28 protein-coding genes are annotated in these 25,242 nt (G+C 72.4%); 11 read left to right on the top strand and 17 right to left on the bottom strand.

Features of this window, described 5'->3' with window-relative positions:
- Window positions 1-42 precede the first annotated feature (42 nt).
- From ACRYR2_RS01145 to ACRYR2_RS01185, 9 genes are all read right to left on the bottom strand, one after another.
- Complete coding sequence (locus ACRYR2_RS01145; RefSeq protein ID WP_432560971.1) at window positions 43-1,134, bottom strand: LamG-like jellyroll fold domain-containing protein; 1,092 nt, start codon at window positions 1,132-1,134, stop codon at window positions 43-45.
- A gap of 205 nt (window positions 1,135-1,339) precedes the next feature.
- Entirely contained in the window at window positions 1,340-2,755 is a 1,416-nt protein-coding gene (locus ACRYR2_RS01150) for a glycosyltransferase family 2 protein (RefSeq protein WP_432560972.1), read from the bottom strand.
- Complete coding sequence (locus ACRYR2_RS01155) at window positions 2,736-3,788, bottom strand: polysaccharide deacetylase family protein (protein WP_432560973.1); 1,053 nt, start codon at window positions 3,786-3,788, stop codon at window positions 2,736-2,738. The genes ACRYR2_RS01150 and ACRYR2_RS01155 overlap by 20 nt, the downstream gene beginning before the upstream one ends.
- The gene (locus ACRYR2_RS01160; RefSeq protein WP_432560974.1) at window positions 3,785-5,029 is read right to left on the bottom strand and encodes a nucleotide sugar dehydrogenase; all 1,245 of its coding nucleotides are present in this window, start codon (window positions 5,027-5,029) and stop codon (window positions 3,785-3,787) included. Before ACRYR2_RS01160 ends, ACRYR2_RS01155 begins: the two co-directional genes overlap by 4 nt.
- Window positions 5,026-5,736 carry a WbqC family protein gene (locus ACRYR2_RS01165; RefSeq protein ID WP_432560975.1) on the bottom strand — a complete coding sequence of 237 codons (711 nt, stop codon included), beginning with the start codon at window positions 5,734-5,736 and terminating at the stop codon, window positions 5,026-5,028. The genes ACRYR2_RS01160 and ACRYR2_RS01165 overlap by 4 nt, the downstream gene beginning before the upstream one ends.
- Window positions 5,737-5,840: 104 nt before the next feature.
- A complete protein-coding gene (locus tag ACRYR2_RS01170) occupies window positions 5,841-6,482 on the bottom strand; it encodes a PIG-L deacetylase family protein (protein ID WP_432560976.1) in 642 nt (213 codons plus the stop codon).
- Window positions 6,483-6,836: 354 nt separating this feature from the next.
- Complete coding sequence (locus ACRYR2_RS01175) at window positions 6,837-7,400, bottom strand: dihydrofolate reductase family protein (RefSeq protein ID WP_432560977.1); 564 nt, start codon at window positions 7,398-7,400, stop codon at window positions 6,837-6,839.
- 91 nt (window positions 7,401-7,491) lie between these two features.
- Window positions 7,492-8,415 (bottom strand): nucleoside hydrolase, encoded by a 924-nt coding sequence (locus tag ACRYR2_RS01180; protein WP_432560978.1) that lies wholly within the window; start codon window positions 8,413-8,415, stop codon window positions 7,492-7,494.
- A gap of 23 nt (window positions 8,416-8,438) precedes the next feature.
- The gene (locus ACRYR2_RS01185) at window positions 8,439-9,491 is read right to left on the bottom strand and encodes a LacI family DNA-binding transcriptional regulator (protein ID WP_432560979.1); all 1,053 of its coding nucleotides are present in this window, start codon (window positions 9,489-9,491) and stop codon (window positions 8,439-8,441) included.
- Window positions 9,492-9,784: 293 nt separating this feature from the next.
- Between ACRYR2_RS01185 and ACRYR2_RS01190 the strand changes: the two genes are divergently transcribed.
- Genes ACRYR2_RS01190 through ACRYR2_RS01210 form a run of 5 tightly spaced genes read left to right on the top strand, consistent with a single transcriptional unit; the run spans window position 9,785 to window position 14,768 of the window.
- Window positions 9,785-11,110 (top strand): extracellular solute-binding protein, encoded by a 1,326-nt coding sequence (locus tag ACRYR2_RS01190; RefSeq protein WP_432560980.1) that lies wholly within the window; start codon window positions 9,785-9,787, stop codon window positions 11,108-11,110.
- 8 nt (window positions 11,111-11,118) lie between these two features.
- Complete coding sequence (locus ACRYR2_RS01195; RefSeq protein ID WP_432561136.1) at window positions 11,119-12,036, top strand: carbohydrate ABC transporter permease; 918 nt, start codon at window positions 11,119-11,121, stop codon at window positions 12,034-12,036.
- Window positions 12,037-12,038: 2 nt separating this feature from the next.
- On the top strand, window positions 12,039-12,920 hold the full coding sequence (locus tag ACRYR2_RS01200) for a carbohydrate ABC transporter permease (RefSeq protein ID WP_432560981.1): 882 nt from the start codon (window positions 12,039-12,041) through the stop codon (window positions 12,918-12,920).
- A gap of 16 nt (window positions 12,921-12,936) precedes the next feature.
- A complete protein-coding gene (locus ACRYR2_RS01205; protein ID WP_432560982.1) occupies window positions 12,937-13,656 on the top strand; it encodes a ThuA domain-containing protein in 720 nt (239 codons plus the stop codon).
- Complete coding sequence (locus tag ACRYR2_RS01210) at window positions 13,641-14,768, top strand: Gfo/Idh/MocA family protein (protein WP_432560983.1); 1,128 nt, start codon at window positions 13,641-13,643, stop codon at window positions 14,766-14,768. The genes ACRYR2_RS01205 and ACRYR2_RS01210 overlap by 16 nt, the downstream gene beginning before the upstream one ends.
- Here ACRYR2_RS01210 and ACRYR2_RS01215 read toward each other — a convergent pair.
- The 3 genes from ACRYR2_RS01215 to ACRYR2_RS01225 are packed head-to-tail and all read right to left on the bottom strand — an operon-like array spanning window position 14,758 to window position 17,231.
- Window positions 14,758-15,603, bottom strand: coding sequence for an alpha/beta fold hydrolase (locus ACRYR2_RS01215; protein WP_432560984.1), 846 nt, complete (start codon window positions 15,601-15,603; stop codon window positions 14,758-14,760). The two genes, ACRYR2_RS01210 and ACRYR2_RS01215, sit on opposite strands and share 11 nt — an antisense overlap.
- A gap of 16 nt (window positions 15,604-15,619) precedes the next feature.
- The gene (locus ACRYR2_RS01220; protein WP_432560985.1) at window positions 15,620-16,516 is read right to left on the bottom strand and encodes an aminoglycoside phosphotransferase family protein; all 897 of its coding nucleotides are present in this window, start codon (window positions 16,514-16,516) and stop codon (window positions 15,620-15,622) included.
- Entirely contained in the window at window positions 16,506-17,231 is a 726-nt protein-coding gene (locus ACRYR2_RS01225) for an AAA family ATPase (protein ID WP_432560986.1), read from the bottom strand. Before ACRYR2_RS01225 ends, ACRYR2_RS01220 begins: the two co-directional genes overlap by 11 nt.
- 29 nt (window positions 17,232-17,260) lie before the next feature.
- Between ACRYR2_RS01225 and ACRYR2_RS01230 the strand changes: the two genes are divergently transcribed.
- A complete protein-coding gene (locus ACRYR2_RS01230; RefSeq protein ID WP_432560987.1) occupies window positions 17,261-17,746 on the top strand; it encodes a GNAT family N-acetyltransferase in 486 nt (161 codons plus the stop codon).
- A gap of 2 nt (window positions 17,747-17,748) precedes the next feature.
- On the opposite strand, the gene ACRYR2_RS01235 is transcribed toward ACRYR2_RS01230, so the two are convergent.
- Window positions 17,749-18,132, bottom strand: coding sequence for a VOC family protein (locus ACRYR2_RS01235; RefSeq protein ID WP_432560988.1), 384 nt, complete (start codon window positions 18,130-18,132; stop codon window positions 17,749-17,751).
- 91 nt (window positions 18,133-18,223) lie between these two features.
- Between ACRYR2_RS01235 and ACRYR2_RS01240 the strand changes: the two genes are divergently transcribed.
- The 5 genes from ACRYR2_RS01240 to ACRYR2_RS01260 all read left to right on the top strand — a co-directional run bounded on the left by ACRYR2_RS01240 (window position 18,224) and on the right by ACRYR2_RS01260 (window position 20,597).
- Window positions 18,224-18,703: an RNA polymerase sigma factor gene (locus tag ACRYR2_RS01240; protein ID WP_432560989.1), complete on the top strand. Its 480-nt coding sequence runs from the start codon at window positions 18,224-18,226 to the stop codon at window positions 18,701-18,703.
- Complete coding sequence (locus tag ACRYR2_RS01245) at window positions 18,700-19,311, top strand: methylated-DNA--[protein]-cysteine S-methyltransferase (protein ID WP_432560990.1); 612 nt, start codon at window positions 18,700-18,702, stop codon at window positions 19,309-19,311. The genes ACRYR2_RS01240 and ACRYR2_RS01245 overlap by 4 nt, the downstream gene beginning before the upstream one ends.
- Window positions 19,308-19,481: a hypothetical protein gene (locus tag ACRYR2_RS01250; RefSeq protein WP_432560991.1), complete on the top strand. Its 174-nt coding sequence runs from the start codon at window positions 19,308-19,310 to the stop codon at window positions 19,479-19,481. Before ACRYR2_RS01245 ends, ACRYR2_RS01250 begins: the two co-directional genes overlap by 4 nt.
- 64 nt (window positions 19,482-19,545) lie before the next feature.
- Complete coding sequence (locus ACRYR2_RS01255; protein ID WP_432560992.1) at window positions 19,546-20,082, top strand: DUF1697 domain-containing protein; 537 nt, start codon at window positions 19,546-19,548, stop codon at window positions 20,080-20,082.
- On the top strand, window positions 20,079-20,597 hold the full coding sequence (locus ACRYR2_RS01260) for a DUF6328 family protein (RefSeq protein ID WP_432560993.1): 519 nt from the start codon (window positions 20,079-20,081) through the stop codon (window positions 20,595-20,597). Before ACRYR2_RS01255 ends, ACRYR2_RS01260 begins: the two co-directional genes overlap by 4 nt.
- Here the strand turns inward: ACRYR2_RS01260 and ACRYR2_RS01265 are convergent.
- From ACRYR2_RS01265 to ACRYR2_RS01280, 4 genes are all read right to left on the bottom strand, one after another.
- Window positions 20,521-21,705, bottom strand: a complete 1,185-nt coding sequence (locus tag ACRYR2_RS01265) for a DUF418 domain-containing protein (RefSeq protein WP_432560994.1) — start codon at window positions 21,703-21,705, stop codon at window positions 20,521-20,523. The two genes, ACRYR2_RS01260 and ACRYR2_RS01265, sit on opposite strands and share 77 nt — an antisense overlap.
- Before the next feature lie 117 nt (window positions 21,706-21,822).
- Window positions 21,823-23,652, bottom strand: a complete 1,830-nt coding sequence (locus ACRYR2_RS01270) for a thiamine pyrophosphate-requiring protein (protein WP_432560995.1) — start codon at window positions 23,650-23,652, stop codon at window positions 21,823-21,825.
- A 51-nt stretch (window positions 23,653-23,703) separates the two neighbouring features.
- Window positions 23,704-24,024, bottom strand: coding sequence for a hypothetical protein (locus ACRYR2_RS01275; protein ID WP_432560996.1), 321 nt, complete (start codon window positions 24,022-24,024; stop codon window positions 23,704-23,706).
- Between the two features lie 75 nt (window positions 24,025-24,099).
- A complete protein-coding gene (locus ACRYR2_RS01280) occupies window positions 24,100-25,185 on the bottom strand; it encodes an aminotransferase class V-fold PLP-dependent enzyme (RefSeq protein ID WP_432560997.1) in 1,086 nt (361 codons plus the stop codon).
- Between the last annotated feature and the right edge of the window lie 57 nt (window positions 25,186-25,242).

Raw genomic sequence — 25,242 nt, forward strand, 5'->3', positions numbered from 1 at the left:
CGACGGTACTGCGCGCGTGCGTGGCCCCGGGGTGGGGACGGACTACTGCCGGGGAACCGTCACGGATGCGCCGACCTTGGCGTGCGCGTCCAGCCAGGTGCGGGCCTTGCCGTGACCGCTGAGGACGACGGCGCCCGAGGGGACGCGGATGCCCGGCTTGCGCGTCGAGACGCTGACCACGCGCCCGTCCTTGACGACGACCTCGGTGCCCCACTCGTTCGTCCCGGTCGACGAACCCGCCTTCGTGTAGGCCACGAGCGCGTCCGTGGTGCGGCGGACGTCGGAACCCGTCAGGGGGTACGAGGCGTCCCCGATGTGGACGGCGGAGTCCTGGGAGTTCGCCGGCGCCGGATCTACGGGAGCCGCCGTCGCCACCGGGGCCGGCGCCGCCGCGCCGGATCCGCCGCCCTCGGGCAGGTTCCGCGCGTCGTAGATCTTCTTCAGCTCGGCCTGGGTCAGCTTGCGGTTGAAGAACGCCACCCGGCGCAGCCGGCCCACCAGGAAACCGGTGGACATGTCGCGGGTGCCCAGGCGGACCGGGGTCGAGGTGTTGCTGGGCTTGATGCTGTAGCCCGACAGCGGGTCGGAGTCGCGCTGCTCGCCGTTCTTCCACATGGAGATCGTGCTGCCGTCGACCATGCCGGTCACCATGCGCTCGGTCCCGGCCGCGTCGGGGTCCTGGAAGTAGGACCCGGCGCCCAGGCCGCCGGAGGCGTTGAAGTGGTAGAAGCTGGTCCGGTACTGGCGGCTGCCGGCTTCGCCGGAACCACCCTGGACGTAGTGCCGGAACACCCACTCGTGGGCACCGCCGACGCCCTTGCCCATCCAGTGCACGTACTCGGACGCGCCGGCGCCCTTCCAGTCGTCGATGGTGTTGAAGGCGATAATCGTCAGGGCGCCCTTGCTGGCCACCGAGAAGTCGTCGTGGTCGGGGAGCTCGATGTAGCTCTTGCCGTCGAAGCGGGCGTTGGTGTCGAAGGAGACGTTGCCGTGCACGGTGCCGTTGACACCGCCGACCACGTCCTCGGCCTGGTTCGCGCTGTCGAGGGGGTAGTAGTGGGTCAGTCCGGGGATGCTGGTGAGGACCTCGCGGAAGCCCGCTGCTGCAGCCTGTGCGCGAGGGAGGCACGTCACGGACGCCGCCACCGCGGCCCCCGAGCCGAGGAAGGCGAGGAGGCTGCGACGGGAGAGCTGCGAAGCGTGCGAAGGCGTGCTGAAAGTTGCCATGACCCCCTATCGGGGGTCAGCGCCGGGTTCTGAGCGGTCGTTCGTGATTCTTTAGAGATTTCTTCGTGACCTGCGTCACTCCCCGGAACGGGCCCTGGACCCGGTTCGCGCCTCACGACGAGGAGCGTGCGGCGATCACCCCGGCGCCCTTCGCGGGCGGTGGTGGCACGTCGCGGGTGTGCCAGCTCGTCGAGCGCAGCTTGGTCAGCGCGGCGTAGGCGGCCGGCCGCAGGACCACCAGCCCGAAGACCGGGTACACGGGCGACAGGGCCCACTGCAGCAGGCGCTGGCGCAGGGGCAGGTCGGGCCGGTAGACGGCGTAGACCGCCGTCTGCGTCACCGCGCAGACCACCCAGAACAGGATCCCGTACAGCAGGGCCGGGCTGCCGTAGCGCACGGACAGCGTCGTCAGCACCGTGACCGTCAGGGGCCACAGGAGGGCGAAGACCAGCGGGAACGTGTAGAAGAGCACCACCAGCCAGCGCAGGTTGGTCCACACGAACCCGGTTCCCAGCCAGGCCGACTTCGACCACCGCATGCGCTGGCGGAAGGCCCCGTCCCAGGTGGTGGGCAGCTGGGTCTCCACGACCGCCTCGTTGACGCCCACGACCTGACCCCGCATCAGCGCGTAGAACGACAGGCGCCGGTCGTCGCCGGCGGTCCCCGAGGTGACGTAGTCCTCCAGGTTGTCGTAGACCACGGCCGCCCGGTACAGGGCGATGGCCCCGCTCGTCGGGGAGACGATGCCGAGCCAGGAGCGGACGGTCCGGAACAGCAGGCAGCTGGTGACCACGTTGATGTCCGTCAGGCGGGTCAGGAAGTTCACGTTCCAGTTGCGCATCAGGATCATGCCGGTGCACGCCTGGACCCGTTCGTCGCTCATCGCCTCGAGCATGCGCTCGAGGGCGTCCTCGTCGAGCACCGAGTCGGAGTCGACCGTCAGCACGAAGTCGAACTCGTGGGCGGGGAACATGCGCAGGACGTGGGCCTGCGCGTGGCGCTTGCCCGCGTTCGCGGTCCGGTGCCAGTGCACGAGCGGGTCGTCGAAGGTCCCCACCGGGGTCACCGACCCGTCGTCGACGACGTGGATCTCGTCCGGCAGGATCGTCTGCCGCAGCAGCGCCCGCACCGCCGCGTGCACGAGGTGGTCCTCCTCGTTGTAGACCGGCACGACGCACAGCACCCTGCCGTGCGCGGGCGGCAGGTGGGTGAAGCTGCGCCAGAAGATCCCCGCCATGAGGAAGCAGGTCACCAGCACCGCGTTGCAGGCGAAGAAGGTGACGAGGAAGGCGACGTCCGCCGAGGCCCACTGGACGTAGCTGCTCACCACGTACACCACGAACAGCACGGGAGCCAGCAGCGCCAGCGCCCGGCGGCGGCCCTGCAGCGGTCTGCTCCGGCGAGTGGTGCGCGAGGCCCGCACCGGGCGGGCCCGCGCGACGTGCTCGGGGGCGTACCCGCCGCCCGGCCGCACCCGCAAGCGCAGTGGCCGCGCGATGTCGATGTGCCTACCCCTTGCGCCCTGCATAGCGCTTGCCCCTCGTCCCGAAGCGGTACGCGACCAGTGCACCGGTGGCCACCACGAGCCCCGCGACGATCACGTTCGACTGGCTGATCTGGACGCCGGCGACCGAGAAGGCCACCCGGCGTGAGGACGCCGGGGCGGCCGGCCCCGCGACGATCCGTTGGAGCGGTGCGCCCACCACGGGCCGCGGATCGCCACCGGCGACCTGGGCCACCGTGGCGACGCGGGTGCCGGCCGGCCGCGCCGCCAGCCACTCGACGAAGGCCGTGAAGTCCCCGGGGCTGATCCCGGCCTCCGCCTTCTCCGGGCACGTGCAGACGTGGTGGAACACCAGGGGCACCCAGCCGCCGCCCGCCTGCTCCGCCTGCTCGACGCGCTGCCGGAGCAGGTCCGGCGTCGTCGCGGTGCCGCTGGTGCGGATCTTCCAGGTGTCCATGGTCGCCGGGTCCTCGGCGCGTGGGCAGGAGTCGCACTCGGTCGGGGAGTCCCACAGCCCCGAGGCCGCCCGGGCGCTGCTGTACCCGCAGTCCTGCACCACCTGCCGCACCTGCTCGCTGACGGCGCCGTACGGGTAGGCGAAGCTGCGCACGTCGAGACCGAGCGCGGCGAGCGTCGCCCGGTCGACGCACACCTGCGCCCGGACGGCCGCGGGAGGCATCTCGGTGAGCCGGTCGTGGTCGAGGCCGTGGCCGCCGATCTCGTGCCCCATGGCGGCGATGCCGCGCACCTGGTCCACCGTGAGGTACGCCGGGTACCCCAGCGAGCCCGCGTTGACGTAGAAGGTCCCCGGCATGCCCCTGCCGGCGAGCACCTCGGCCGCGGCCTCCTGGGTCTTGAAACCGTCGTCGAAGGTCAGGGACACCACGGTCTCCCCAGGCCGGGGGGCGGCCGGCCCGACCACGGCGTCCGGCACCGGGGGCTTCGGCGCCCCCGGGTCCGCCGCCGCCGCGGGCAGCCCGGCGACGGCGACGACGGCGAACAGAGCGGCGAGCAGAACGGCGAGAGGGGCGGCGAGAGGGGCGGGGCGCCGCCTCACAGCCGCACGACGTTGCTCGAGCCCCGGACGGCGTGGCGGCAGTCCAGCACCAGCCGCGCCTCCGAGGCGATCTTGTCGTAGTCGAAGTCGTCGTGGTCGGTCACCAGCACCACGAGGTCGAACGAGGGCAACGAGGGGAGCATCTCCTCCAGGGTCAGCACCGGCGTCATGGACCACCTCTCCACGTGCGGGTCCACCACCGTCACGTCGAGCCCCCGGCCCTGGAGCTCGCGGACCACGTCGACCGCCGGGCTCTCGCGGACGTCGCCGACGTTCGGCTTGTAGGCGGTGCCCAGCACCAGGACACGGCCGCCGGTCCCCCCCAGCAGGGCGCGGGCCCGTTCGGCGACGAGGACGGGACGTTCCCCGTTGACCTGCTGCGCCAGCTCGGCGAACCGGAACGGTCTGCCGAGTTCCTCGCGCGCCAGCCACGCCAGGTACATCGGGTCGATGGGCAGGCAGTGGCCGCCCACCCCGGGGCCGGGGGTCCAGTGGCCCATCGAGTGGCCCTTCGTCATCGCGGCGTCCACGACCTCCCACACGTCGATGTCCAGCAGCCGGCACAGTTCGGCCACCTCGTTGACGAGGGCGATGTTCGTGTTGGCCTGGATGTTCTCGTAGAGCTTGGTGATCTCCGCCGTCCGCGGGTTGCTCACCGGGACGGTGCGCTCGACCAGGGAGTCGTAGAACTCCTTCACCGTGACGAGCCCGGCGGCGGTCGTCGCCGAGACCAGCTTCGGCGTGTTGACGAGCGTGTGCTCCCGGTTCCCGGGGTCGATGCGCTCGGGGGAGAAACCCAGGTGGAAGTCGCGGCCGGCGACCAGGCCGCTCTCCTCCTCCAGCGCCCGGGCCAGCAGTCCCTCGGTCGTGCCCGGGTAGGTCGTGCTCTCCAGGACGACGGTGGCGCCCCGGCGCAGCAGACGGCCCAGCGTCCGCCCCGCCCCCTCGACGTGGGAGAGGTCCGGTCTGCCGTCGCGCAGGGGCGTGGGCACCACGATGACGCCCACGTCGAAGTGCAGCACCTCCGGCGAGGGGGCGGAGCGGGCGTGGAAGTGCCCGCTCGCCAGGACCTCCTGCAGTTCTTCGCCGGTGACGTCCTCCACGTACGAGCGCCCGGCCACCAGCGCCTCGACCTTCGTGCGGTCCAGGTCCAGGCCGTGCACCTGGTGCCCGACCTGCGCTGCCCGCACGGCCAGGGGCAGCCCGACGTAACCCAGCCCCACCACCACCACGCGGCTCATGCCGTGACCGCCTCGCGCTCGACGTGGTGCTCGACGTGGTGCTCGACGTGGTGCCCGGTCTGGTGCTCGGTCTGGTGTTCGGCCAGGACGACCTGCATCGGGTCGTCGTGGTCCATGAGCACCGACAGGATCGAGTCCTCCGTCGCCGGTGCGTGCGCGGACCAGACCACCGGGATCCCCGCCTCGTCGAACTCGCGGCAGTCACCCATGTACGCACGCGCCCCGTTGCCCGACAGGTACGTCGGACGGCCGTACGTCCGCAGGACGCTCACCAGCCCGACGCTGCCGCGCCCCTCCGTCGGCACGCTGACCGACAGGGGAGTGCGGATGGACAGGACGTCTCGCACGAGCAGGATGAGTTCCACGTTGAAGTGCCACAGCCGGTCGGTGTGGATCGACAGGACGGCGTCCTCGAGCATGGGGCCGTACTCGTCCCAGTGCCTGGACCCTCGGTAGCGACCGCGGATGAGCCGGGCGAGGGCCCGGGGCGATTCGACCGGATCGATCCGCACGTCGCAGATCGGGATGTACTTGGGGTTGCCGACCACGGGGATCGAGGCCCAGGTCCCGCGCATCTTCACCCGGCGCTGGTACCCGCGGTCGACGAACTGGTCGAAGATCTTCAGGTCGAAGAGGTCGGCCTTGGCCATCTTGTACCAGAAGCCGGAGTAGGGCAGGAGATCCGCTTGGTGGCTCGCGACGATCACTGTTCCCCCTGGAACGTTTCCTCGGTGCTGTTCGGAACCTGTCGAGGTCGCACCGGGCCGGTTCGGACCCCGGCGGGTGGTGCGACGATCGGGTTCTCGTGCGGTCAGCGGATCGTCCGCACGAGGGCGTACTGCTCGGCGAAGGCGATCTGCCGCTGGCTGCCGAGGGACCGCGCGGTGGTCTTCATCTCGTTGGCGGCGTGCGGTCCGGCGGCCAGCTGCGACTGGTAGCAGCTGAACGCCTCGGCCTTCAGGTCGACCTGCGCCTCGGTCAGCGACTCGAAGTGGTTCCAGCGCAGGTCGCTGGGGTACAGCACGAGGTCGTAGGCCGCCACGTCGTAGATGAGCACCGTGGGTGTGAACCAGTGACGTGTTCCCATCGCCATCCTGGACGCCCGCATCCCCGCCTCGTAGGCGGCGACGTGGTCCTGGTGCAGCGAGGGGAAGGGCAGGTAGACCTCCTGCGGGCGGCACTCGTCGACGACGTGGTCGATCATCCCGACCAGGGCCGTCATGTCGGTGCCCACCGAACCGTCGGGCAGGTCCAGCAGCCAGGACGCGGAGTAGCCGAGGACCTCGCGCGCCTCGTCGAACTCCTTGCTGCGCACCCGGTCGGGTGCGGCGAGGACCACGACCCCGCACTCCCCGGTGTACTTGGCCAGCAGGCCTCCGCACCCCAGCACCTCGTCGTCGCAGTGGGGAGCGACCACGAGCCGGCGGACTGGGCCCGTCCGGTCCTTCGTCATGACCCGCCCCCGCTGTTCGCCGGTCCGGCAGGACTGCCGGTGTGCGCCGGTTCGTCGGGTGTGTCAGCTGTGTCAGCTGCGTGGTGGAAGTTGCTCATGAACGCCCCCGCGTCGGTCCTTCGCGACGGGTCGACGTCGACCCGTCGGGGAACTTGCTACCACTGGGGGAGCGCCGCAGCACTCCCCCGGGGGGGTTGCTGGCAGGCGGGGGCGGCCGGGAAACGGGCAGGCGTCAGGTTCCCGTCCTGTTGCGCGGGCAGATCCGGTCCAAGGCGTCATGACTCCGCCGTCCGGCGGAGGGGCCGTGGACGACCGACCCCTCCGACGCGGACGGCGGTGCGGAGGTTCCCGCGATCACTTCCGGACGTCGTAGACGAGTTTCGTGATGCCGTTCGGGAACGTCTGGGACTCCACCACCGTCAGCGGCTGCCTGTCCTTGTCGGTCTGGCTCCACAAACGTTTCCCGGCGCCGAGCAGCACCGGGAACACCAGCAGGTGGTAGCGGTCGACGAGACCGGCGTCGGCCAGCGAACGGCCCAGCGTTGCGCTGCCGTGCACCGCGATCGGGCCGCCGTCGGTCTCCTTGAGCGCGGCGACCTCGTCGAGCGAGCGCAGGATGGTCGCCGGCCACCGGTCGTCGGCCCGCTGCAGCGTGGTCGACACGACGTAGCGGGGCATCGCGTTGTACTCGGCGAACTCCTCCATCGTGGGCCAGACGGGGGCGAAGGCCTCGTAGCTGGTGCGGCCGAGCAGCAGGGCCGTCGTCTCGTGCTGTTCGCGGTCCTTGATCTCGTAGGCGGCCTCGTCGAACTCGACGTCCTTGAACGTCCAGCCGGAGTTCCGGTACCCGGGTTCGCCACCCGGGGCCTCCACGACCCCGTCGAGGGAGACGAAGGCGGTGACGATGAGCTGGCGCATGGTGGGGGTTCCTTCCCGGGTGCGGACGTGTGGTCGGAGGACGTGTCGTTCTGGTGGACCGGTTCCGGGCGCCGGAATCATCGCCGCCCGTTCAGCCGAGGGCGGCCAGACCCTTCCGGAGGTGGTCACGGAAACCCTCGGCGTCGACGGCGACCGCCACGCGGGCGTTGGGTGGGACCGCCTCGAAGTCGGTGACCACCACACCGCGCAGACGGTCACCCGTCTCGACCTCCACGCGCGCCTCGCGCCAGGTCAGCAGGTCGGGGCGGGTGACGGCAGCCACGGCGAGCGGGTCGTGCAGCGCGCAGGTTCCCGCCGGGACGGCGTGGCGCGGGTCCAGCTGGTCGATCCAGGCGGCGGTGCACCGGCCGGCGAAGGCGGTGAACGGACGCTCGCTGCGGGCCATCTCCTCGGCCTCGGCGCGGGAGGTCCGGACCAGCCGGGTGACGTCGAGACCGACGAGCTCGACCAGCGCGCCGGAGGCGAGCACGATCTGCGCCGCCTCCGGGTCCGACCACAGGTTGAACTCACCCGGCATCGTCACGTCGTGGCTGCCACCGAGGAACTCCCCGCCCATCACGACGAGCCGGCGCAGCGAACGCGCGAAGCCGGGGTCCAGCCGGACCGCCAGGGCGACGTTGGTGAGCGGCCCGATCGCCACGAGCGTCACCTGCCCGGGGTGCGCCCGGACGTGCTCGACCAGCGCGGCCGCGGCCAGGGTCCCGGCCGGCTCCCGGTGCGGGACGTCGCCGGGCACGGTGCCGGGTCGTTCGTGGGGGCGCAGCAGGGCCCGGGCGGCGCCGCGGTGCACGGGGACGCCGGGGTGGCCGCAGCGGTGCAGCAGTTCGAGGGTCAGGGTCGTGGCGGTGGCGACGTCGGTGTTCCCGGCCACCGTCGTCACCAGGTCCAGGGTGATGCCGGGATCGCCCAGGGCCAGCGCGAGGGCGAAGCCGTCGTCGATGTCGCTGCCGGGCGCGCCCATCGCCAGGTCGGTGTCCAGCACGATGCGTTCCACGCGACCAGCGTGCCACCGCCGGCTCAGCGGGGCGGGGCGGTGGACCCCCGGACCACCAGTTCGGTCGCGAGCTCGACGTGGTGGGAGTCGAGCTGCTCCCCGCCGGCCATCCGCAGGACCGTGCGCAGCGCCACGCGGCCCATCTCGCGCAGCGGCTGGCGCACGGTCGTCAGCGGGGGAGCGGCCATCGAGGCCTGCTCGATGTCGTCGACCCCGGTCACCGACAGGTCGTCGGGGATCCGCAGCCCCTCGCAGCGGGCGGCCTCCATGATCCCCAGCGCGATGGAGTCGCACCCGCCCACGACGGCCGTGGGCCGGTCCGGTGCGGCGAGCAGCCGGGCACCGAGGCGGCGGCCGGCGTCGTACTGGAAGTCCTCGTTGAGGATGAACTCCGGTCGCGCCTCCAGGCCCGCGGACTCCAGGGCCGCGCGGTAGCCGTGCAGGCGGGCCTGGTTGCACTGCGACCCGGGGGGCCCGCCGGCGTAGGCGATGCGGCGGTGGCCCTGGGCGATGAGGTGGTTCGTGGCGCTCATCCCGCCGGTGAAGTTCGTCGACCCGACGCTGGTGACCTCGCGGCGGGGCAGGTTCAGCGGGTCGATGACCACCAGCGGGATCCCGACGCCCGCCAGGGCGTCGACGTGCGCGCCGGTGAGCTCCCCGGTGACCACGATGACCCCGGTCCGGCCGGCGGCGGCCAGCGACCTGGCCCAGGACCGCGGCGGGGCGGCGTAGTGGCCGCCGCGCTGATCGCGCAGCAGGCCCACGACGACGGCGGCGTCGGCGTCCCGGGCGGCCTCGACGACACCGTCGACGATGGCCGTGGCGTAGGAGGAGAAGTCGCCGTCGATGAGGAACTCCACCGTCGAGGTCACGGTGCTGGCCCGGCGCGCCGACGGTGGGCTGTAGTCGTGCTGGGCGAGCAGCTCCTCCACGACGGCGCGGGTCTGCGCGGACACGTCGTCGCGGCCGTTGACGACCTTGGAGACGGTGGCGACCGAGACGCCCGCGCTCGCGGCGATGGTGGCCAGGGTCGTTCCGCCCCTGGCGCGGGTGTGTGCGTGCGGACGGTCCAGCACGGGTCCTCCTCGACTCGTCGGTGTGCAGACTCTACGGCCACAGCAGGTGTCCGCGCCAGCCTTCTCGAAAGTTTTCGTGATGCTTTCGAGACCACGTTCTGCTTGTGCCGCAGAGGGATCGCCTTCGCGCGAACCCGGTCCTCCTGATCCACTTGACCGCGTGACCACCGTGCTCCTATGGTCCTCGCAGACGACGCGGTCGAAAGCTTTCGGCCTCGTTCACCACCACCCCGCCCCGGGGTCGTGGGAGTGGAGCAGCCGCAGGGAAGCGGCTCGGCACAACGGAGATCACTGTGGATCACAACCGCGCTTCGCGTCGGTCCTTCCTGGCCCTGGCCACCGCGACGCCCCTGGTCGCCACCGTCCTGGCGTCCTGCGGCAGCTCCGGCCCGGGCCAGGCCAGCTCGAACGAGGCCACGGACTGGATCCTCACCGGCCAGCCCAAGGAGGGCATCCGTCAGGGCGCCCGCGACGACTGGAACTCGGCGCACTCCGACCAGAAGATCGTCGTCAGCTCGTTCCAGAACGACGCCTACAAGGCCAAGATCAAGACGGCCATCGGCGCCGGTCAGGCGCCGACCATCATCTTCGGCTGGGGCGGCGGCACGCTGCGCAACTACGCCGAGGCCGGCCAGGTCGACGACCTGACCCCGTGGCTGCAGGAGAACCCCGAGGTCAAGGACCGCCTCTTCGACGCCGCCTTCGCGGCCGGCACGGTCGAGGACAAGGTCTACGGCCTGCCGACCGAGACGGTGCAGCCGCTGGTGCTGTTCTACAACAAGAAGCTCTTCACCCAGGTCGGCGCGCAGCCGCCCACCACCTGGGACGAGCTCATGGCCCTGGTGCCGGTGTTCAACGCCGCGGGCATCGCGCCGATCTCCCTGGGCGGGCAGTCGCGCTGGACGAACATGATGTGGCTGGAGCTGCTGTTCGACCGCATCGGCGGCCCCGAGCTGTTCGAGTCGATCTACAACGGCCAGCCGAACTGGAACGCCCCCGAGGCGATCGACGCGCTCACCAAGGTGCAGGACCTGGTCAAGGCCAACGGCTTCGTCCAGGGGTTCGCCTCGATCACGGCCGACTCCAACGCCGACCAGGCGCTGCTGTACACCGACCGGGCCGCCATGATGCTGCACGGCACCTGGACCTACGGCGGCATGAAGACCGACGGCGGCGACTTCGTCTCCAGCGGCAACCTGGGCTACATGAACTTCCCCGCCGTCCCCGGCGGCAAGGGCGACCCGATGAACACCTTCGGCAACCCCGCGCAGTACGTGTCGATCTCCTCCAAGGCCACCCAGGAGCAGAAGGACATCGCGCTGGCCTTCTTCAAGGACGGTCTGCTGCAGGAGAAGGAGGCCGAGGCGTACATCACCGAGGCCGGCGAGGTCCCGATCGTCAAGGGCATCGACGCCAAGTTCGCCGGGCTCGAGGACGAGGAGTGGCTGAAGTTCACCTACGACCTCGCCACCAACGCCCCCTCGTTCGCGCAGTCCTGGGACCAGGCGCTGTCGCCGACCGAGGCCGAGACGCTGCTGGACAACATCGAGAAGCTGTTCGGCCTGGCCATCACCCCGCAGGAGTTCGCGGACAACATGAACGCGGCGATCGGCTCGTGAGCGCGTCCGTGAGCACGGCTCCCAGCCCTGTCTCGGCGAAGGTCCCGTCCTCGGCGCACACGTCGACGGGACGGCTCGGCTGGCTGGTGCTGCCCGCACTGCTGCTCTTCGTCGCCTTCGCCGTCGTCCCCCTGTTCGGGGTGCTCTTCCTGAGCTTCACGTCCTGGGACGGCATCGGGGCCATCAACTTCGCCGGCTTCGACAGCTGGAGGTCCGTGCTCACGGACCCGGGTCTGCCGCACGCGCTGTGGGTGACCTTCCTGGTGATCGTGCTGTCCTGGATCGCCCAGACCCCGCTGTCGATCCTGCTCGGCGTCTTCATCTCCGGGCACCAGAAGTACCGGGCGCTGCTGGCGGTGCTGTTCTTCCTGCCGCTGCTGCTGTCGGCCGCGGCGGTCTCCATCGCCTACAAGGCCCTGCTGGACCCGAACTTCGGCCTCGGACCGGGCCTGAACCTGGGGTTCCTGACCCAGGACTGGCTGGGCAAGGGCACGCTGGCCATGGGCGTGGTCATCTTCATCATCGCCTGGCAGTGGATCCCGTTCCACTCCCTCATCTACCAAGGTGCGATCCGGCAGATCCCGACCTCGATGTACGAGGCGGCGCAGATCGACGGCGCCGGCCGGGTGCGGCAGTTCTTCTCCATCACGCTGCCGCAGCTGAAGAACACCCTGATCACGTCCTCCACGCTGATGATCGTCGGGTCGCTGACCACCTTCGACCTGATCTTCGTCCTCACCGCCGGCGGGCCGAACGACGCCACCCGCGTCCTGGCCCTGGACATGTACCTGACCGGTTTCCGCGCCAACCTCATGGGCCCGGCCTCGGCCATCGCCGTGATCCTGGTCGTCGTCGGCCTCGTCCTGGCCCAGCTCCTGCAGCGCCTGGGCGGCCGTGAGCGCAACTCCCAACTCGAAGGGGCCTGACGATGGCGACCCAAACCGCGCCCTCGCGCAGCGGCTCCCGTTCCGCCGGTGCACCCAAGAACGGCACCACCGCCCGCAGGAACTGGATCGGCGGCTCCTTCGGCTGGCTCTGGCTGCTGGTCGTCCTGGTCCCGATCTACTGGATCGTGATCACCAGCTTCAAGACCTCGGCGAACTACTTCGGCACCAACCCGTTGCTGCCGCCGTCCTCGCCGACGCTGGACAACTACAAGATGGTGCTGGAGAACGACTTCCTCCGGTACTTCATGAACTCGGTCATCGTGACCGTGGGTGCGACCGTCCCGGCCGTGCTCGTCTCGTTCATGGCGGCCTTCGCCATCGTCCGCGGCTCGGGCCGCTGGCTGAAGGCGGTGAACTCGCTGTTCCTCATGGGGCTGGCGATCCCGCTGCAGGCGACGATCATCCCGATCTACCTGATCATGATCAAGCTGAACATGTACAACTCGTTCGGCGCGCTGATCCTGCCCTCCATCGCCTTCGCGATCCCGCTGACGGTGCTCATCCTGAGCAACTTCGTCCGCGACGTCCCGAACGAGCTGTTCGAGGCCATGCGCATGGACGGGTCGACCGAGTGGGGCACCATGTGGCGCCTGGCGTTCCCGCTGACCCGCCCCGCGCTGGTCACCGTGACGATCTACCAGGGTCTGCAGATCTGGAACGGCTTCCTGCTGCCGCTGATCCTCACCGACCGCGCCGAGATGCGCGTCCTGCCGCTGGCGCTGTGGACGTTCCAGGGTCAGTACTCGGTGAACATCCCGGCCGTGCTCGCCTCGGTCGTCCTGACCACGCTGCCGATCCTCGTGCTCTACGTCGTCGGCCGCCGCCAGCTGCTCTCCGGCCTCACCGCCGGCTTCTCCAAGTGATCGAGAGGGTTTCCCCGTGACTCGCCAAGCGCTGGTCGTCCGCGGCGGCTGGGACGGGCACTCGCCCGTCGAGGCCACCGAGCTGTTCATCCCGCACCTGGAGGCGAACGGCTTCACCGTCCGCGTCGAGGACCTCGGCACCGACTTCGGGGCCGCCTCCACCGCCACGCCGAAGGTCTACACCGACGCCGACTACCTGGCCACGGTCGACCTCATCGTCCAGTGCAACACGATGAACACCATCGAGAAGGAGGAGTTCGAGGGCCTGCGCGCGGCCGTCGAGGCCGGCACCGGCTTCGCCGGCTGGCACGGCGGGATCGCCGACTCCTACCGCAACAACTCCGACTACCTGACCCTCGTGGGCGGGCAGTTCGGCTGCCACCCGGGCAAGCACCCCGACGAGCGCGAGGGCGGCCCGCAGGACAACTACATGCCGTACACCGTGAACATCTCGCCGGTGGAGCACGAGATCACCGCGGGCATCGAGGACTTCGACCTGGTCACCGAGCAGTACTGGGTCCTGTCCGACGACTACATCGACGTCCTGGCCACGACCACCCAGGCCGTGCGCGAGTGGGACCCGTGGAACCGCCCGGTGACCTCGCCGGCGATCTGGACGCGGCAGTGGGGCAAGGGCCGCGTGTTCGTGGCCACCCCGGGCCACGACCCGGCCACGCTGAAGAACGAGAACGTCAAGACGATCATCGAGAGGGGTCTGCTGTGGGCAGCCCGATGAAGGTCGGCGTCGTCGGCGCCGGAGTCATCTCCGCGCAGTACTCGGCGGCGCTGAAGCGCCTGCCGCAGCTGCAGATCACCGCGGTCAGCGACTTCGTCCCCGAGCGGGCGCAGGCGCTGGCCGACGAACACGGCGCGCAGGTGCTGTCGCTGGAGGAGCTGCTGGCCTCCGACGACGTGGACGTCGTCCTGAACCTCACGCTGCCGCGCACCCACGCCGAGGTCGCGCTGGCCGCGATCGCGGCGGGCAAGCACGTGTACGGCGAGAAGCCGCTGGCCATGACCGTCGCCGAAGGTCGCGACGTGGTGAAGGCCGCGGCTGCCGCCGGCGTGCGGGTCGGCTGCGCGCCGGACACCGTGCTGGGTACCGGGATCCAGACCGCCCGCGCCCTGCTGGACGCCGGGCAGATCGGCACCCCGCACTCGGCGACGGCGTTCATGACCACCCCGGGTCACGAGCGCTGGCACCCGCAGCCGGACTTCTACTACCAGCCCGGTGGCGGTCCGCTGCTGGACATGGGGCCGTACTACCTGACCTCGCTGGTGCACCTGCTCGGCCCGGTCGTGCGGGTCGTGGGCGCCTCCTCCCGTCCCTCGCAGCAGCGGACCATCGGGTCCGGGCCGCGCGCGGGGGAGTCGTTCGGCGTCACGATCGACACCCACATCACCGGGATCCTCGAGCACGCCTCGGGGGCGCTGTCGACGCTCATCATGAGCTTCGACACCTGGGCCGCGCGGCTGCCGCGCATCGAGGTGCACGGCACCGGCGGTTCGCTGTCCGTGCCGGACCCCAACATGTTCGAGGGTGCGGTGGAGCTGTTCTCCGCCGCGACCGCGCCGGCCCCGGGCCCGGACGCGGACCCGGAGTCGAACTGGAAGGACGTCGGCGTCACCGCCGGGTTCGTGAACTCCGGTCGCGGGTACGGCCTGGCCGACCTCGCGCAGGCCGTGGAGGCCGGGCGTCAGCACCGCGCCAACGACGAGGTCGCGCTGCACGTCCTGGAGATCATGGAGTCGGTGCAGCAGGCCGCGGACGGGCACACCTCGGTGACCCTGACGACGACCTGCGAGCGTCCGGAGGCGATCAGCTCGCCCGTGGACCTCACCGCCTGAGGAACCCCCTGACGGCCGCCGCCGCGGCCGGGTCGAACAGCATCGTGGCGTGACTGGCCGCGACGCGTTCCCACGTCATCCGTGGGACGACCCGGCTGCCGGCGGCGATCGCGTTCTCGGACAGGAACGCCGGCCTGCCGTCGTGGGCGCCGTGGGCGGCCGTGATGAGGTGCACCGGCACCTCCAGTCCGGCCAGCAGCGGCAGGTGCGGTGGCCGGGTCAGGCTGTCCACGGCGTCGGCGACCAGCCGGCGCCGGTCCAGGTTCGGCCGGAACCCCGCACCGTGCGGCCGCAGGACGGCGCGGGCCCACTCCAGGAACCCCTCGTGCAGGTCCGGCCGGTCGGCCGCGGCCCCACCCTCGACCTTCGCCGCGTACGCCTCGGCGTCGGGCCACGTGCGCACCGTCCGCGCCACCTGGATCCCGAACAGGAGCCGGACCAGGACCGGGTTCAGCAGCGGGGAGTGCTCGGGCGCGACCCCGCCGTCCAGGAGGACCACGCCCGTGACGCGGTTCCCGAGACCGTCGGCGACCAGTGGCGCGAGGAACGCGCCCATCGAGTGCCCCACCACGACGACGTCGCGCAGGTCCAGTTCGGCGGCGCTGCGCAGCACCTCGGCCGCCAGACCCGGCAGGCCCGGCCCGGCGGGGCAGTCCTGGGAGAAACCCCGGCCCGGCAGGTCGGGGGCGACCACCGGCACGTCGAGGCGGCCGGCGAGGTCGGTCCAGACGGCCGAGGTGCTCGTCAGCCCGTGCAGGGCCAGGACGACCGGCTGGTCGCCACCCGGTGCGCCCCAGCTGCGGACGGCCAGACCGGCGACCTGTGCGAGTGCCATCGCCCCACCGTACGCGTCAGACGTCGGGGAGCAGCCGGTGCGCGCTGTCCAGGAAGGGCCCCGCCAGGTCCCCGGCCCCGAGGCTGCGCACGTACAGCCCGGTCGAGACGCGTTCGAGGAACGCCCACTCCCACACCGCCTGCGGGTCCTGCCCGGCACCGGCCGCGACGTCGAGGCACCAGTTGCGCAGCAGATCGGCGGGCCGGGAGGTCGCCAGCAGTTCCCGTGACCAGTCGCGCAGGGCCACGCCGCAGTCGTAGGCCGGGTCGCCCGTGAAACCGTCGGGATCGACGAAGAGCGCCTCGGCGGCGCGTCCCGGGACGAGCAGGGCGTTGGAGGGAGCCGCGTCGCCGTGCAGGACCAGCGCCGCCTCCGGCCGGAACGCCCGGGAGCGACGATCGGCGAACTGCAGGGCCTTCGCCGTGACGGCGTCGGCCGGGCCGTCCAGCAGTCCGGTGATGAACGTCGCCAGGCCGGCGGCCTTGTCCACGGGGTCGACGGGGTCCCCACCGGCCCGCCAGGCGTGGGGGAGCAGTCCGGCCAGGATCCGCAGCTGCCGCCGCGCGGGGAACCCCGAGCGGTGCAGGGCCGGACCGAGGTGTTCGAGCAGCAGGTCGTCGCCGTCGTGCCCCAGGACGCGCACGTAGCCGTCCCCGCCGGCGGCCAGCAGGGTCCGCGTCGTCAGGTGGTTGCCCGGATCGGGCACGGGCAGCTTCAGCACCGCGGGCGTCCCGTCGGCCCGCTCGACCCGTGCGACCCAGGCGGCGGTCCCGCCCGTCAGCGGTTCGCCGATCCGCAGGGCCCAGCGGCCGGCGAGGGCGGCGACCCGGGCAGGCAGGTCCTGCAGCCAGGCCTCACCGCCGGGGGCACGACGGGCCTTGGCCACGACGATCCGCGGCAGGTCACAGGACACGACGCAGGAACCTCTCGGGGGCGTCCAGGAAGAAGCGCCAGTTCCTCACGATGCGCAGGTCCTCCCAGCCGACGGGCGTCAGGCCGTTCTCGTCCACCTGCAGGATCCGGGCCCCGGGAACGGCGGTGACGATCGGGGAGTGGGTGGCGCACAGCACCTGCTTGCCCCCGCGCGCCATGGCGGCGAGGGCGCCGGCCAGGACGAGGCAGTTGTCGAACGACAGCGCCGACTCGGGTTCGTCGAGCAGGACGACGCCGGCGTCGCGCACGTAGCGGCTCTCGAGCAGGTCCAGGAAGCCTTCGCCGTGGCTGCGCCGGTGGTAGCCGTGGTCGACCCGGATGCGGCTGTCGCGGTCGGACTCCTCGAGGTAGTCGTAGAACCGGTGCATCGTCTCGGCGCGCAGGAAGAAGGCGTCCTTCAGCCCCCCGGCGCCGCGGACCACCCGCAGCCGTTCGGGCAACGTCGAGCGGTCGCTGCGCGTGCCGCGTTCCGGCCCGGCGTGGTGGTGGGTCGTCCCGCCCTCCACGTGTGCCCCCAGGACGCCCGCGATCGCCTCGACGAGGGTGGACTTGCCCGCGCCGTTCTCCCCGACGAGGAACGTGACGCCGCGCGGGAAGGCGAACCCGTCGGTCAGCAGCTGCCGGACGGCCGGGACCCGGTCGGGCCAGGCGTCGGGGTCGACCACGGTCTCGGCGCGGGCAACGATGCGGCGCACCGTCACCGGCGCCGCCTAGGGTGGGTGGCGTGGGAACGCACCCGGTGCGACCGGCGACCGAGGCCGACCTGGAACTCCTGCCCGCGGTCGAACTCGCGGCCGACGCGGTGTTCCGCACCGTCGGCGTCGACCTGCCGCCCGACACGGCGTCCGTGCCGGAGTTGCGTGCCGCCGAGTTCGTCCTCGTCGCGGGGACACCGCCGGTGGGGTTCGCGTCGGTGGAACGCGTCGACGGGCTCGCGTACCTGGCGCAGCTGTCGGTCCACCCCGACGCCGCGCGGCGCGGGGTGGGCAGCGCGCTGCTGGCGGCGGTCGTGCAGCGGTGCACCCGCGAGGGCTTCGGCGCGCTCACGCTGACGACGTTCGCCGACGTCGCCTGGAACGGGCCGTTCTACCGCCGGCGCGGGTTCGCCGACCTGCCCGACCCGGGCCCCGAGCTCCTGCGGCACGTCGAGGAGCTGAGCTGGCTGGCGGAGTTCGGGCGGCGCGAGACGCTCGTGCTGCCCCTGCGCTGAGGTCAGGCGTTCTCGAGGCACAGGCAGAACGGGTGGCCGGAGGGGTCGGTGTAGACCCGGAAGCCGGGGTGCTCGGTGTCGTCCTGGACCGGGGTGGCGCCCAGCGCCAGCGCCTTCGGCTCGGTGCTGTCGTAGTCGGCGACGTACAGGTCCAGGTGCACCTGCTGGGGCACCTCCCCGGCCGGCCAGGTCGGCGGGACGTGGTCGGGGGCGAGCTGGAACGCGATCGCCGGGCCGCCGTCGCCGCCGCGGATCGTCACCCACTCCTCGTCCGAGGACGGGTCGACGTCCCAGCCGAGCAGGCCCGCGTAGAAGGTCGCCAGCCCCCGCGGGTCGGGGGTGTCGAAGGCGACGGTGCCGAACCGGATCCCGGTCTGCTGAGCCATGGCCCGAGCCTGTCGCGGTCCGTGCCACTCTGTCCAGGGATCCTTCCCGGTCGACACCTCACATCCGGGGCCCGGCGAGCGTTGGCAGGGTGTGAGCACAGCGGTGGAACCCTTCGAGCGGGTCGTGGAGCGGTACGGGCCGACGGTCCTGCGGGTCTGCCGTGCCCTCGTCGGCCCGGTCGCCGCCGACGACGCCTGGTCCGAGACGTTCCTGGCGGCGATGGCCGCCTACCCGCGGCTGCGGCCGGGCAGCGACGTGCGGGGCTGGCTGGTGACCATCGCCCACCGCAAGGCCGTCGACGTGCTGCGCTCGCAGGCCCGCGCCGCGCTGCCGGTGGCCGAGCCGTTCCCGGCGAGTTCGGGCGAGCACCCCGGGGACGGCCGGGCCGACGTGTGGGCGGCGGTGGCGGCCCTGCCCGACAAGCAGCGCCAGTGCGTGGCCTACCACCACCTCGCCGGGCTCCCGTACGACGAGATCGCCGCCCTGGTGGGCGGCACCCCCGCGGCGGCCCGCCGGGCCGCGGCCGACGGAATCGCCGCACTGCGGCGCAGCTGGAAGGAGGAGTCGTGACAGGACCGACCGTGGACCTCTTCGGGCCCGCCCGCGCCCTCGACATCGAGTACCTGCACGAGGACCTGGCCCACCGGGCGGCCGCCGAGGGGCTGCTCGACGTGGCCTACCGCGTCGTGGACTCACCCCTGGGGCCGTTGCTGCTGGCGGCCACCGAGGTGGGACTGGTCCGGGTCGCCTTCGAGCGGCAGGACCACGACGCCGCCCTGGAGGAGCTGGCGCGCAAGGTGAGTCCCCGCGTCCTGCGGGCCCCGGCGCGGCTGGACGCGGCAGCCCGCGAACTCGAGGAGTACTTCGCCGGCGAGCGCACGGCGTTCGACCTGCCGCTGGACCTGACCCTGGCCGCAGGGTTCCGCCGGGTCGTCCTGGACGTGCTGTCCGGCATCGCGTTCGGCACCACCCGCAGCTACGCGGGGGTGGCCCAGGCCGCGGGCAGTCCGCGGGCGGTGCGGGCCGTGGGCACCGCGTGCGCCCGCAACCCGGTGCCGCTGGTGGTGCCCTGCCACCGGGTGGTCCGCAGCGACGGCGGCTTCGGCCAGTACGCCGGGGGCCCGGAGGCCAAAGGACGCTTGCTCGAGCTGGAGAGAGCGGCCAAGGTGGGAGCGTGAGCGAGAGCACGCCGGAATTCGGGCCCGAGGCCGAGGAGTACGAACCCTCCGACGTCGGTGAGGGGGTCGGCGAGGGGGTCGGCGAGGGGACCGGCGGGAGCCTGGTGGAGCACAGCGACGCCGACGACCGCGAGGTGCCGCTCGACGAGGACGACGTCGAGCCGCTCTGATGGACGGGCTCGACGTCCTCGCCCCCGCCGAGGTGGCCGGTGCGCCCGGCCTGCGGGGGACCACGTGAGGTGGGTCGTCCTGCTGCGCGGGGTCAACGTCAACGGGATCTCGATCAAGAGCGCTCCGCTGTCGGCGTGCCTGCAGCAGGCGGGCTTCACCGGTGTCCGCTCCGTGCTGGCCAGCGGCAACGTGACCGTCGTCGCCGACGACGCGCTCGGCCGCGAGGACGTCGCGCAGAAGGCCGAGCGGGCCCTGCGGGAGGAGTTCGGCTACGACGCGTGGGTCGTCGTCCTGACCCCCGACCGGTTGGCGGCCATCGGCGGCGGGTACCCCTTTCCCCGTGACGACGGCGCCTTCCAGCCCTACTGCGTCTTCGCCTCCGACGCCGGGCAGCTCGCCGAGCTGTACCGCTCGCACACCGCGAACGAGGTCGAGTCGGTGGAACTGGCCGGGGACGTCGTCTACTGGCGGTGCCCGAAGGGGTCCAGCACCGGCACCCCCTTCGCGAAGCTGGCGGCCGCCCAGCGGTGGAAACCCGTCGTGACCACCCGGAACCTGCGCACCGTGGACAAGCTCGTCGCCGTCTCGACCGTCCCGTGACCCGCCCCGACCTCGACCCCGACGACCCGTACGCCGGCCTGCGCAACGAGACGCCGACCGAACGGCTGGACCGCAACTGGGCCGAACTGCTGCAGGAACTGCGGGTCGTCCAGACCGGGGTGCAGCTGCTGACCGGTTTCCTGCTGACCCTGCCGTTCCAGTCCCGCTTCGAGGAACTGGACACCTACCAGGAGACGGTCTACGTCGTCGTCCTGCTGCTCGCGGTGAGTGCCGTGGTGCTGTTCATCGCCCCGGTGGGGTACCACCGCGCGCTGTTCCGGCAGCGGTCCAAGGCCCGGCTGGTCGCGGCCGGGTCGGCGTTCGCGAAGGCGGGGCTGGCGACCGTCGGGGTGGTCGTGACCGGGGGGGTGCTGCTCGTCGTCGACGTCGTGGCGGGGCGCGTCGGCGGCTGGATCGCCGGCGGCACCGTGGCGCTGCTCATCGCCGTGTGCTGGTACGTGCTGCCGCGCCGGGCGTTGCGGCACGCGATCGCCGCTCGGGGGAACGGGGGGTGACCGCCCGCTGAGCCCGGGCGCTGAACGCCTCGAGCGGTCCTCGCCGCCCGGTCCGGGCCAGGACGTGGGCGAACACCACGACGGCAGCGGCGACCACGGTGAACACCGAGGCCGTCACGACGGAGCGGTGCTCGGGTCCGAAGCGGGTGGCCAGCCCCAGCCCCCAGCCGTAGCACAGGGCCGAGGCGAGCAGGTTCTGCAGGACGTAGCAGCTCAGCGCCGCCCGGCCGACCTCGGCGGACCGGCGACCGGCCCACCCCGGTCCCTGCGGCCGCCGGCCCTGCACCTCCAGGACCACCGCCAGGACGCCGAGGGCGATGAGCACCGCCGAGGCGTAGCGCGTGAGCAGGATGCCGAACGGGCCACCGGCGACCAGGAACACCGCCTCGAGCACGACCCCGGCGGCACCGGCCACCACCAGTCGCCGGCGCAGGACACGGCCCCGGGCGGCCTCGAGGATCCCGCGCCGCACGAGACCGGCACCGAGCAGGAACGAGGCCGTCGACAGCAGCAGCAGACCCACCGGTTCGGTGCGGAACACCGCCAGGTTCTCCACCCGGAACACCACCAGCTCCCAGAAGGAGCCCGTCGCGTAGGGGGTGACGAGCGGGCCGCCCGGAACCGTCGCCGCCCGGGACAGGACCACGACCAGCGCACCGAGCGCGAGGACGTGGGTGGTCAGCAGCACCGCGACCAGACGGCGGCGGGTGCGGTCGGGCCGGACCAGGACGGGCCCGGCCAGCAGCGCCGCCACGGCGTAGCCCATGAGGACGTCGAACTCGGCGACCAGCAGGAAGTGCACGCCCGCCTCGGCGAAGAGGACCAGCGCGCGGACGCGGTGGGTGCGGTTCCACGGCAGGCCCCGTCGCAGCGCGGACCGGCGCTGCAGTTCCAGGCCGATCCCGAACAGCAGGCTCAGCAGCGCCAGCGACTTGCCCAGCGGAAGCGCCTGCGCCAGAGCCGATCCCAGCCCGTCGGTCACAGGGGCGAACAGCGTCCCGGGCAGGCCGTCGGGATGGGTGAAGACCCAGACGTTCGTGGCGAAGGTGCCCAGGACCGCCAGCCCGCGGGCGACGTCCAGACCGGCGTTGCGCTTGTCGGTGATCACCGGACCACGGTGCCGGGGGAGGCCGGTCGCGGGCGTCCGCGGGAGGAGGGCTGCCGGCGTACTGCGAAGGAGGTACGGGCGCTGGTCGGCACACGTCCCGTCCCGTCGGACCGGTCCCTACCAGGACCGCCCCGGCCGGTGCTTGCCGATGGCCCGCGCCGCCGCCCCGACGGTCTCCCGGACCCCCTCGGCGATGATCCCCCTGGCCGCCGGGTCGCCGCGCAGCTGGGACTTGGCGGTGTTCACCACCTGTTCCAGCGTCACGTGCGGCGGGATCATCGGCACGTCCGGGTCGACGACGGCGTCCAGGACGAACGGGCGCTGCGCCGCCATCGCCTCCTGCACCGCTCCGGCCAGGAGTTCGGGATCCTGCACCCGGCGGCCGCCGAGGCCGAGGAGTTCGGCCCAGCCGCCGTAGGGGACGTCGGGGACGTCCATCGCCGCGTCGAACGGCACCTCGGCCTGCATGGCCCGCGCCTCCCAGGCCACGAACGACAACTCGCGGTTGTTCATCACCACCACCACGAACCGGGGGTCGGTCCAGGTGCGCCAGCGCTGGGCGACGGTGATGAGTTCGTTGATGCCGTTCATCTGCATGGCCCCGTCGCCGACCAGGGCGAGCACGGGCCGGTCGGGATGGGCCTGCTTGGCCGCCAGGGCGTAGGGCAGACCGCCACCCATCGACAGCAGGGTTCCCGACAGCGAGGCCGTCATCGTCGGGCGCAGGTCCAGGTCGCGGGCGAACCAGCTGGTCGCCGTCCCGCAGTCGACCGCGATCTGGTGGTCGTCCTCGAGCCGGTCGGACAACTCCCGGACCAGCAGTTCGGGGTTGAGGGGTTCGGCCTGCGCCCGCGCTCGTTCCAGGCCCCACTCCCGCCAGGCGGAGTTCCACCTCGCGATGTCCGCCCGCCACGACGGGTCCGGGTCGGCCCCGGCCAGCAGCGGCAGCAGCGCCGCGAGGGTCTCCTTCGCGTCCCCCACCAGGTTCACCTCGGTGGGGTAGCGCAGACCGCAGCGGGTGCCGTCGACGTCGATCTGCACGGCGCGGGCCTGGTCGGGGGCGGGGTAGTACTCCGTGTACGGCATCGTCGTGCCGACCAGGAGCAACGTGTCGCACCCGCGCATGAGGTCGTAGCTGGGCCGGGTCCCCAGCAGGCCGATCGCGCCGGTCACCCAGTCCAGCCGGTCGTCCAGGACGGCCTTGCCCAGCAACGCCTTCGCCACCCCGGCGCCCAGCGCGTCGGCCACGGCGGTGAGTTCGTCCGTCGCCCCCAGGGCGCCGGCGCCGGCGAGGATCGCGACCTTGCGGCCCGAGCGCAGCAGTTCCGCAGCCTGCTCCAGCGCCTCGCGCCGGGGCGTTCCCGGCAGCGACCCGGGAACGGCGGAGGTGTGCGTGAAACCGTGACCGTCGGGCACCTCGAGGACGGCGTCGAGGTCCTGCACGTCGCTGGGCAGCACCACGGCCGTCACGGTGCGGCGTTCCAGCGCGGTGCGGGCGGCGCGGTCGACCGCGTGCTGCACCTGCGTGGGCGAGGTCACCTGGAACACGAACTCCCCGGCGACGTCGCCGTAGAGCCGCACCAGGTCCAGTTCCTGGTAGTAGCCCGTTCCCAGCGCGTTCGTCGCGGTCTGCCCCAGCAGGGCGACCACGGGGACGTGGTCGAGCTTGGCGTCGTAGAGGCCGTTCAGGACGTGCACCGCGCCGGGCCCGGAGGTGACCACCGCGACGCCGAGCGGGGAACCGCCGAACTTCACGTCGGCCGTGGCGGCGAAACCCGCCGTCTCCTCGTGCCGGACCTGGACGAACTCGGCGTCCCCGGCGCTCGCGGCCCGACCCACGGCGGAGATGACGCCACCGATGCCGTCGCCGGGGTAGCCGTAGAAGCGCTTCGCGCCCCACTGCCCCAGACGCGAGACGACGTGGTCACCGACGGTGGGAGAACTCATGTCCCCACTGTCGGTGCCACGTCCTGTCCCCGCACCCGGGATCCCGGGGTGTCAGTCGGTCGGCATCCGGGTGTGGTGCTGGTCGCCCAGCGGGGCGTCACCGGCGTCGTCGGAGCCGCTGCTCAGCTTGTCCTTGACCGTGCCGCTCACGGAGCTCGCCGCCGCGCCGACCTTCTCCTGCGCCACGGAACCGGCCTGCTTGGCCAGCCCGCCGGCCTTGTCCTCGAGGTCACCCACGCGCTGCTGGACCTTGGGGTTGCCCCACACCCGGCCCACCGCGTCGCTGATCTGGTCGTAGCGCTCACGTCCGGCCCGTGCGCCGAGGACGTACCCCGCCCCGGCCGCGGCCAGCAGCAGAACCTTGCCCACCATGGAATCAACCTCCTTGCTCGCTGGTGTCGTTGATCTCCGTCCCCACGATGGCAGCGGTGCGCGTGGTTCGCCTGTTCAAGACCGCTGCGCCAGCGCCCGGGCCAGGGCCTCGACGTCCTCGGCCGTGGTGTCGAGGTGCCCACTGACCCGCAGGGCCGGGGCCGTCATCTCCAGCGGCGACCGTTCGGTGCCCGCGCACGTCGTCACGATGCCGTCGGCGGCGATGAGTTCGGCACGCAGTCCCGGGAGGTCGAGGGCGTGGCGGGGCCGCAGCGTCACCGTCGCGCTGGGTTCGTCGAGGTCCTCCACGACGTCCCAGGACCCGTGCAGCGCCTCGGCCAGGTGGTGCCGGGTCATCGCGCCGACGGCGGCCAGCCCGGCGTGGACGGCGGCCGGCCCGAAGGTCACGTGCTCGGCCAGCGCGGCCGCGAGACCGACGCGGCCGGCGATGGTCGCCTCGGACTGCTCCAGAGCGGTCAGCCGCCCGGCCAGCGGGCCGCGGACGGCGACGAACCCCACCCCGCGGGGTCCGGCGAGCCACTTGCGGGAGGTGCCGTAGACGACGTCGGCCTCGCGCGCGCCGGTCGTGTCGACGTGGCCGAAGGCCTGCGCCGCGTCCACCACGACGGGCAGTTCCGCCGCGCGGCACACGGCCACGACGTCGGCCAGGGGTTGCACGGTGCCGACGTGCGAGCCGAGCCAGGTCAGGTGCACCAGGTCGGGGCGCCGCGCGGCGAAGGAGGCCGCGAAGGCCTCGGGGTCCCAGCGGTGCGGACCGTCGACGACGCTGGTGCCGGTGCCGAGCTGCCGCAGCACCGCCAGGTTCGGTCCGTACTCCCCACGCGGGTGGGCGACGGTGACGGGCAGGTCGCCGGGCCAGCGCAGCAGCACCTGGCGCAGGGCGTCCTCGGCGCTGTGCACGAAGGCGACGACACCCTCGCCGCTCGACCAGCCGAGGAGGGCGCGGATCTGCGCCCGGGCCGTCTCGAGCGTGTCGGTCGCCTCGAGGGCGGCGACGTAGCCGCCGCGTTCGGCCTCCCGGCGCAGGTGGGCGCCGACCGCGTCGAGCACGGCCCAGCTGCTGCGGCCGGCCGCCGCGGAGTCCAGGTGCAGCAGGGTGCGCGGCGGGCGGGTCAGCCGCCAGGTCTGCCTCAGGTCCATCCCGGGATCGTGGCACCCCGCGCGGGAGGGCACGTGTGAAGCCCCGCGGGGTGGGTA

Source organism: Kineococcus deserti (assembly GCF_050871945.1).
Taxonomy (GTDB): Bacteria; Actinomycetota; Actinomycetes; order Actinomycetales; family Kineococcaceae; genus Kineococcus.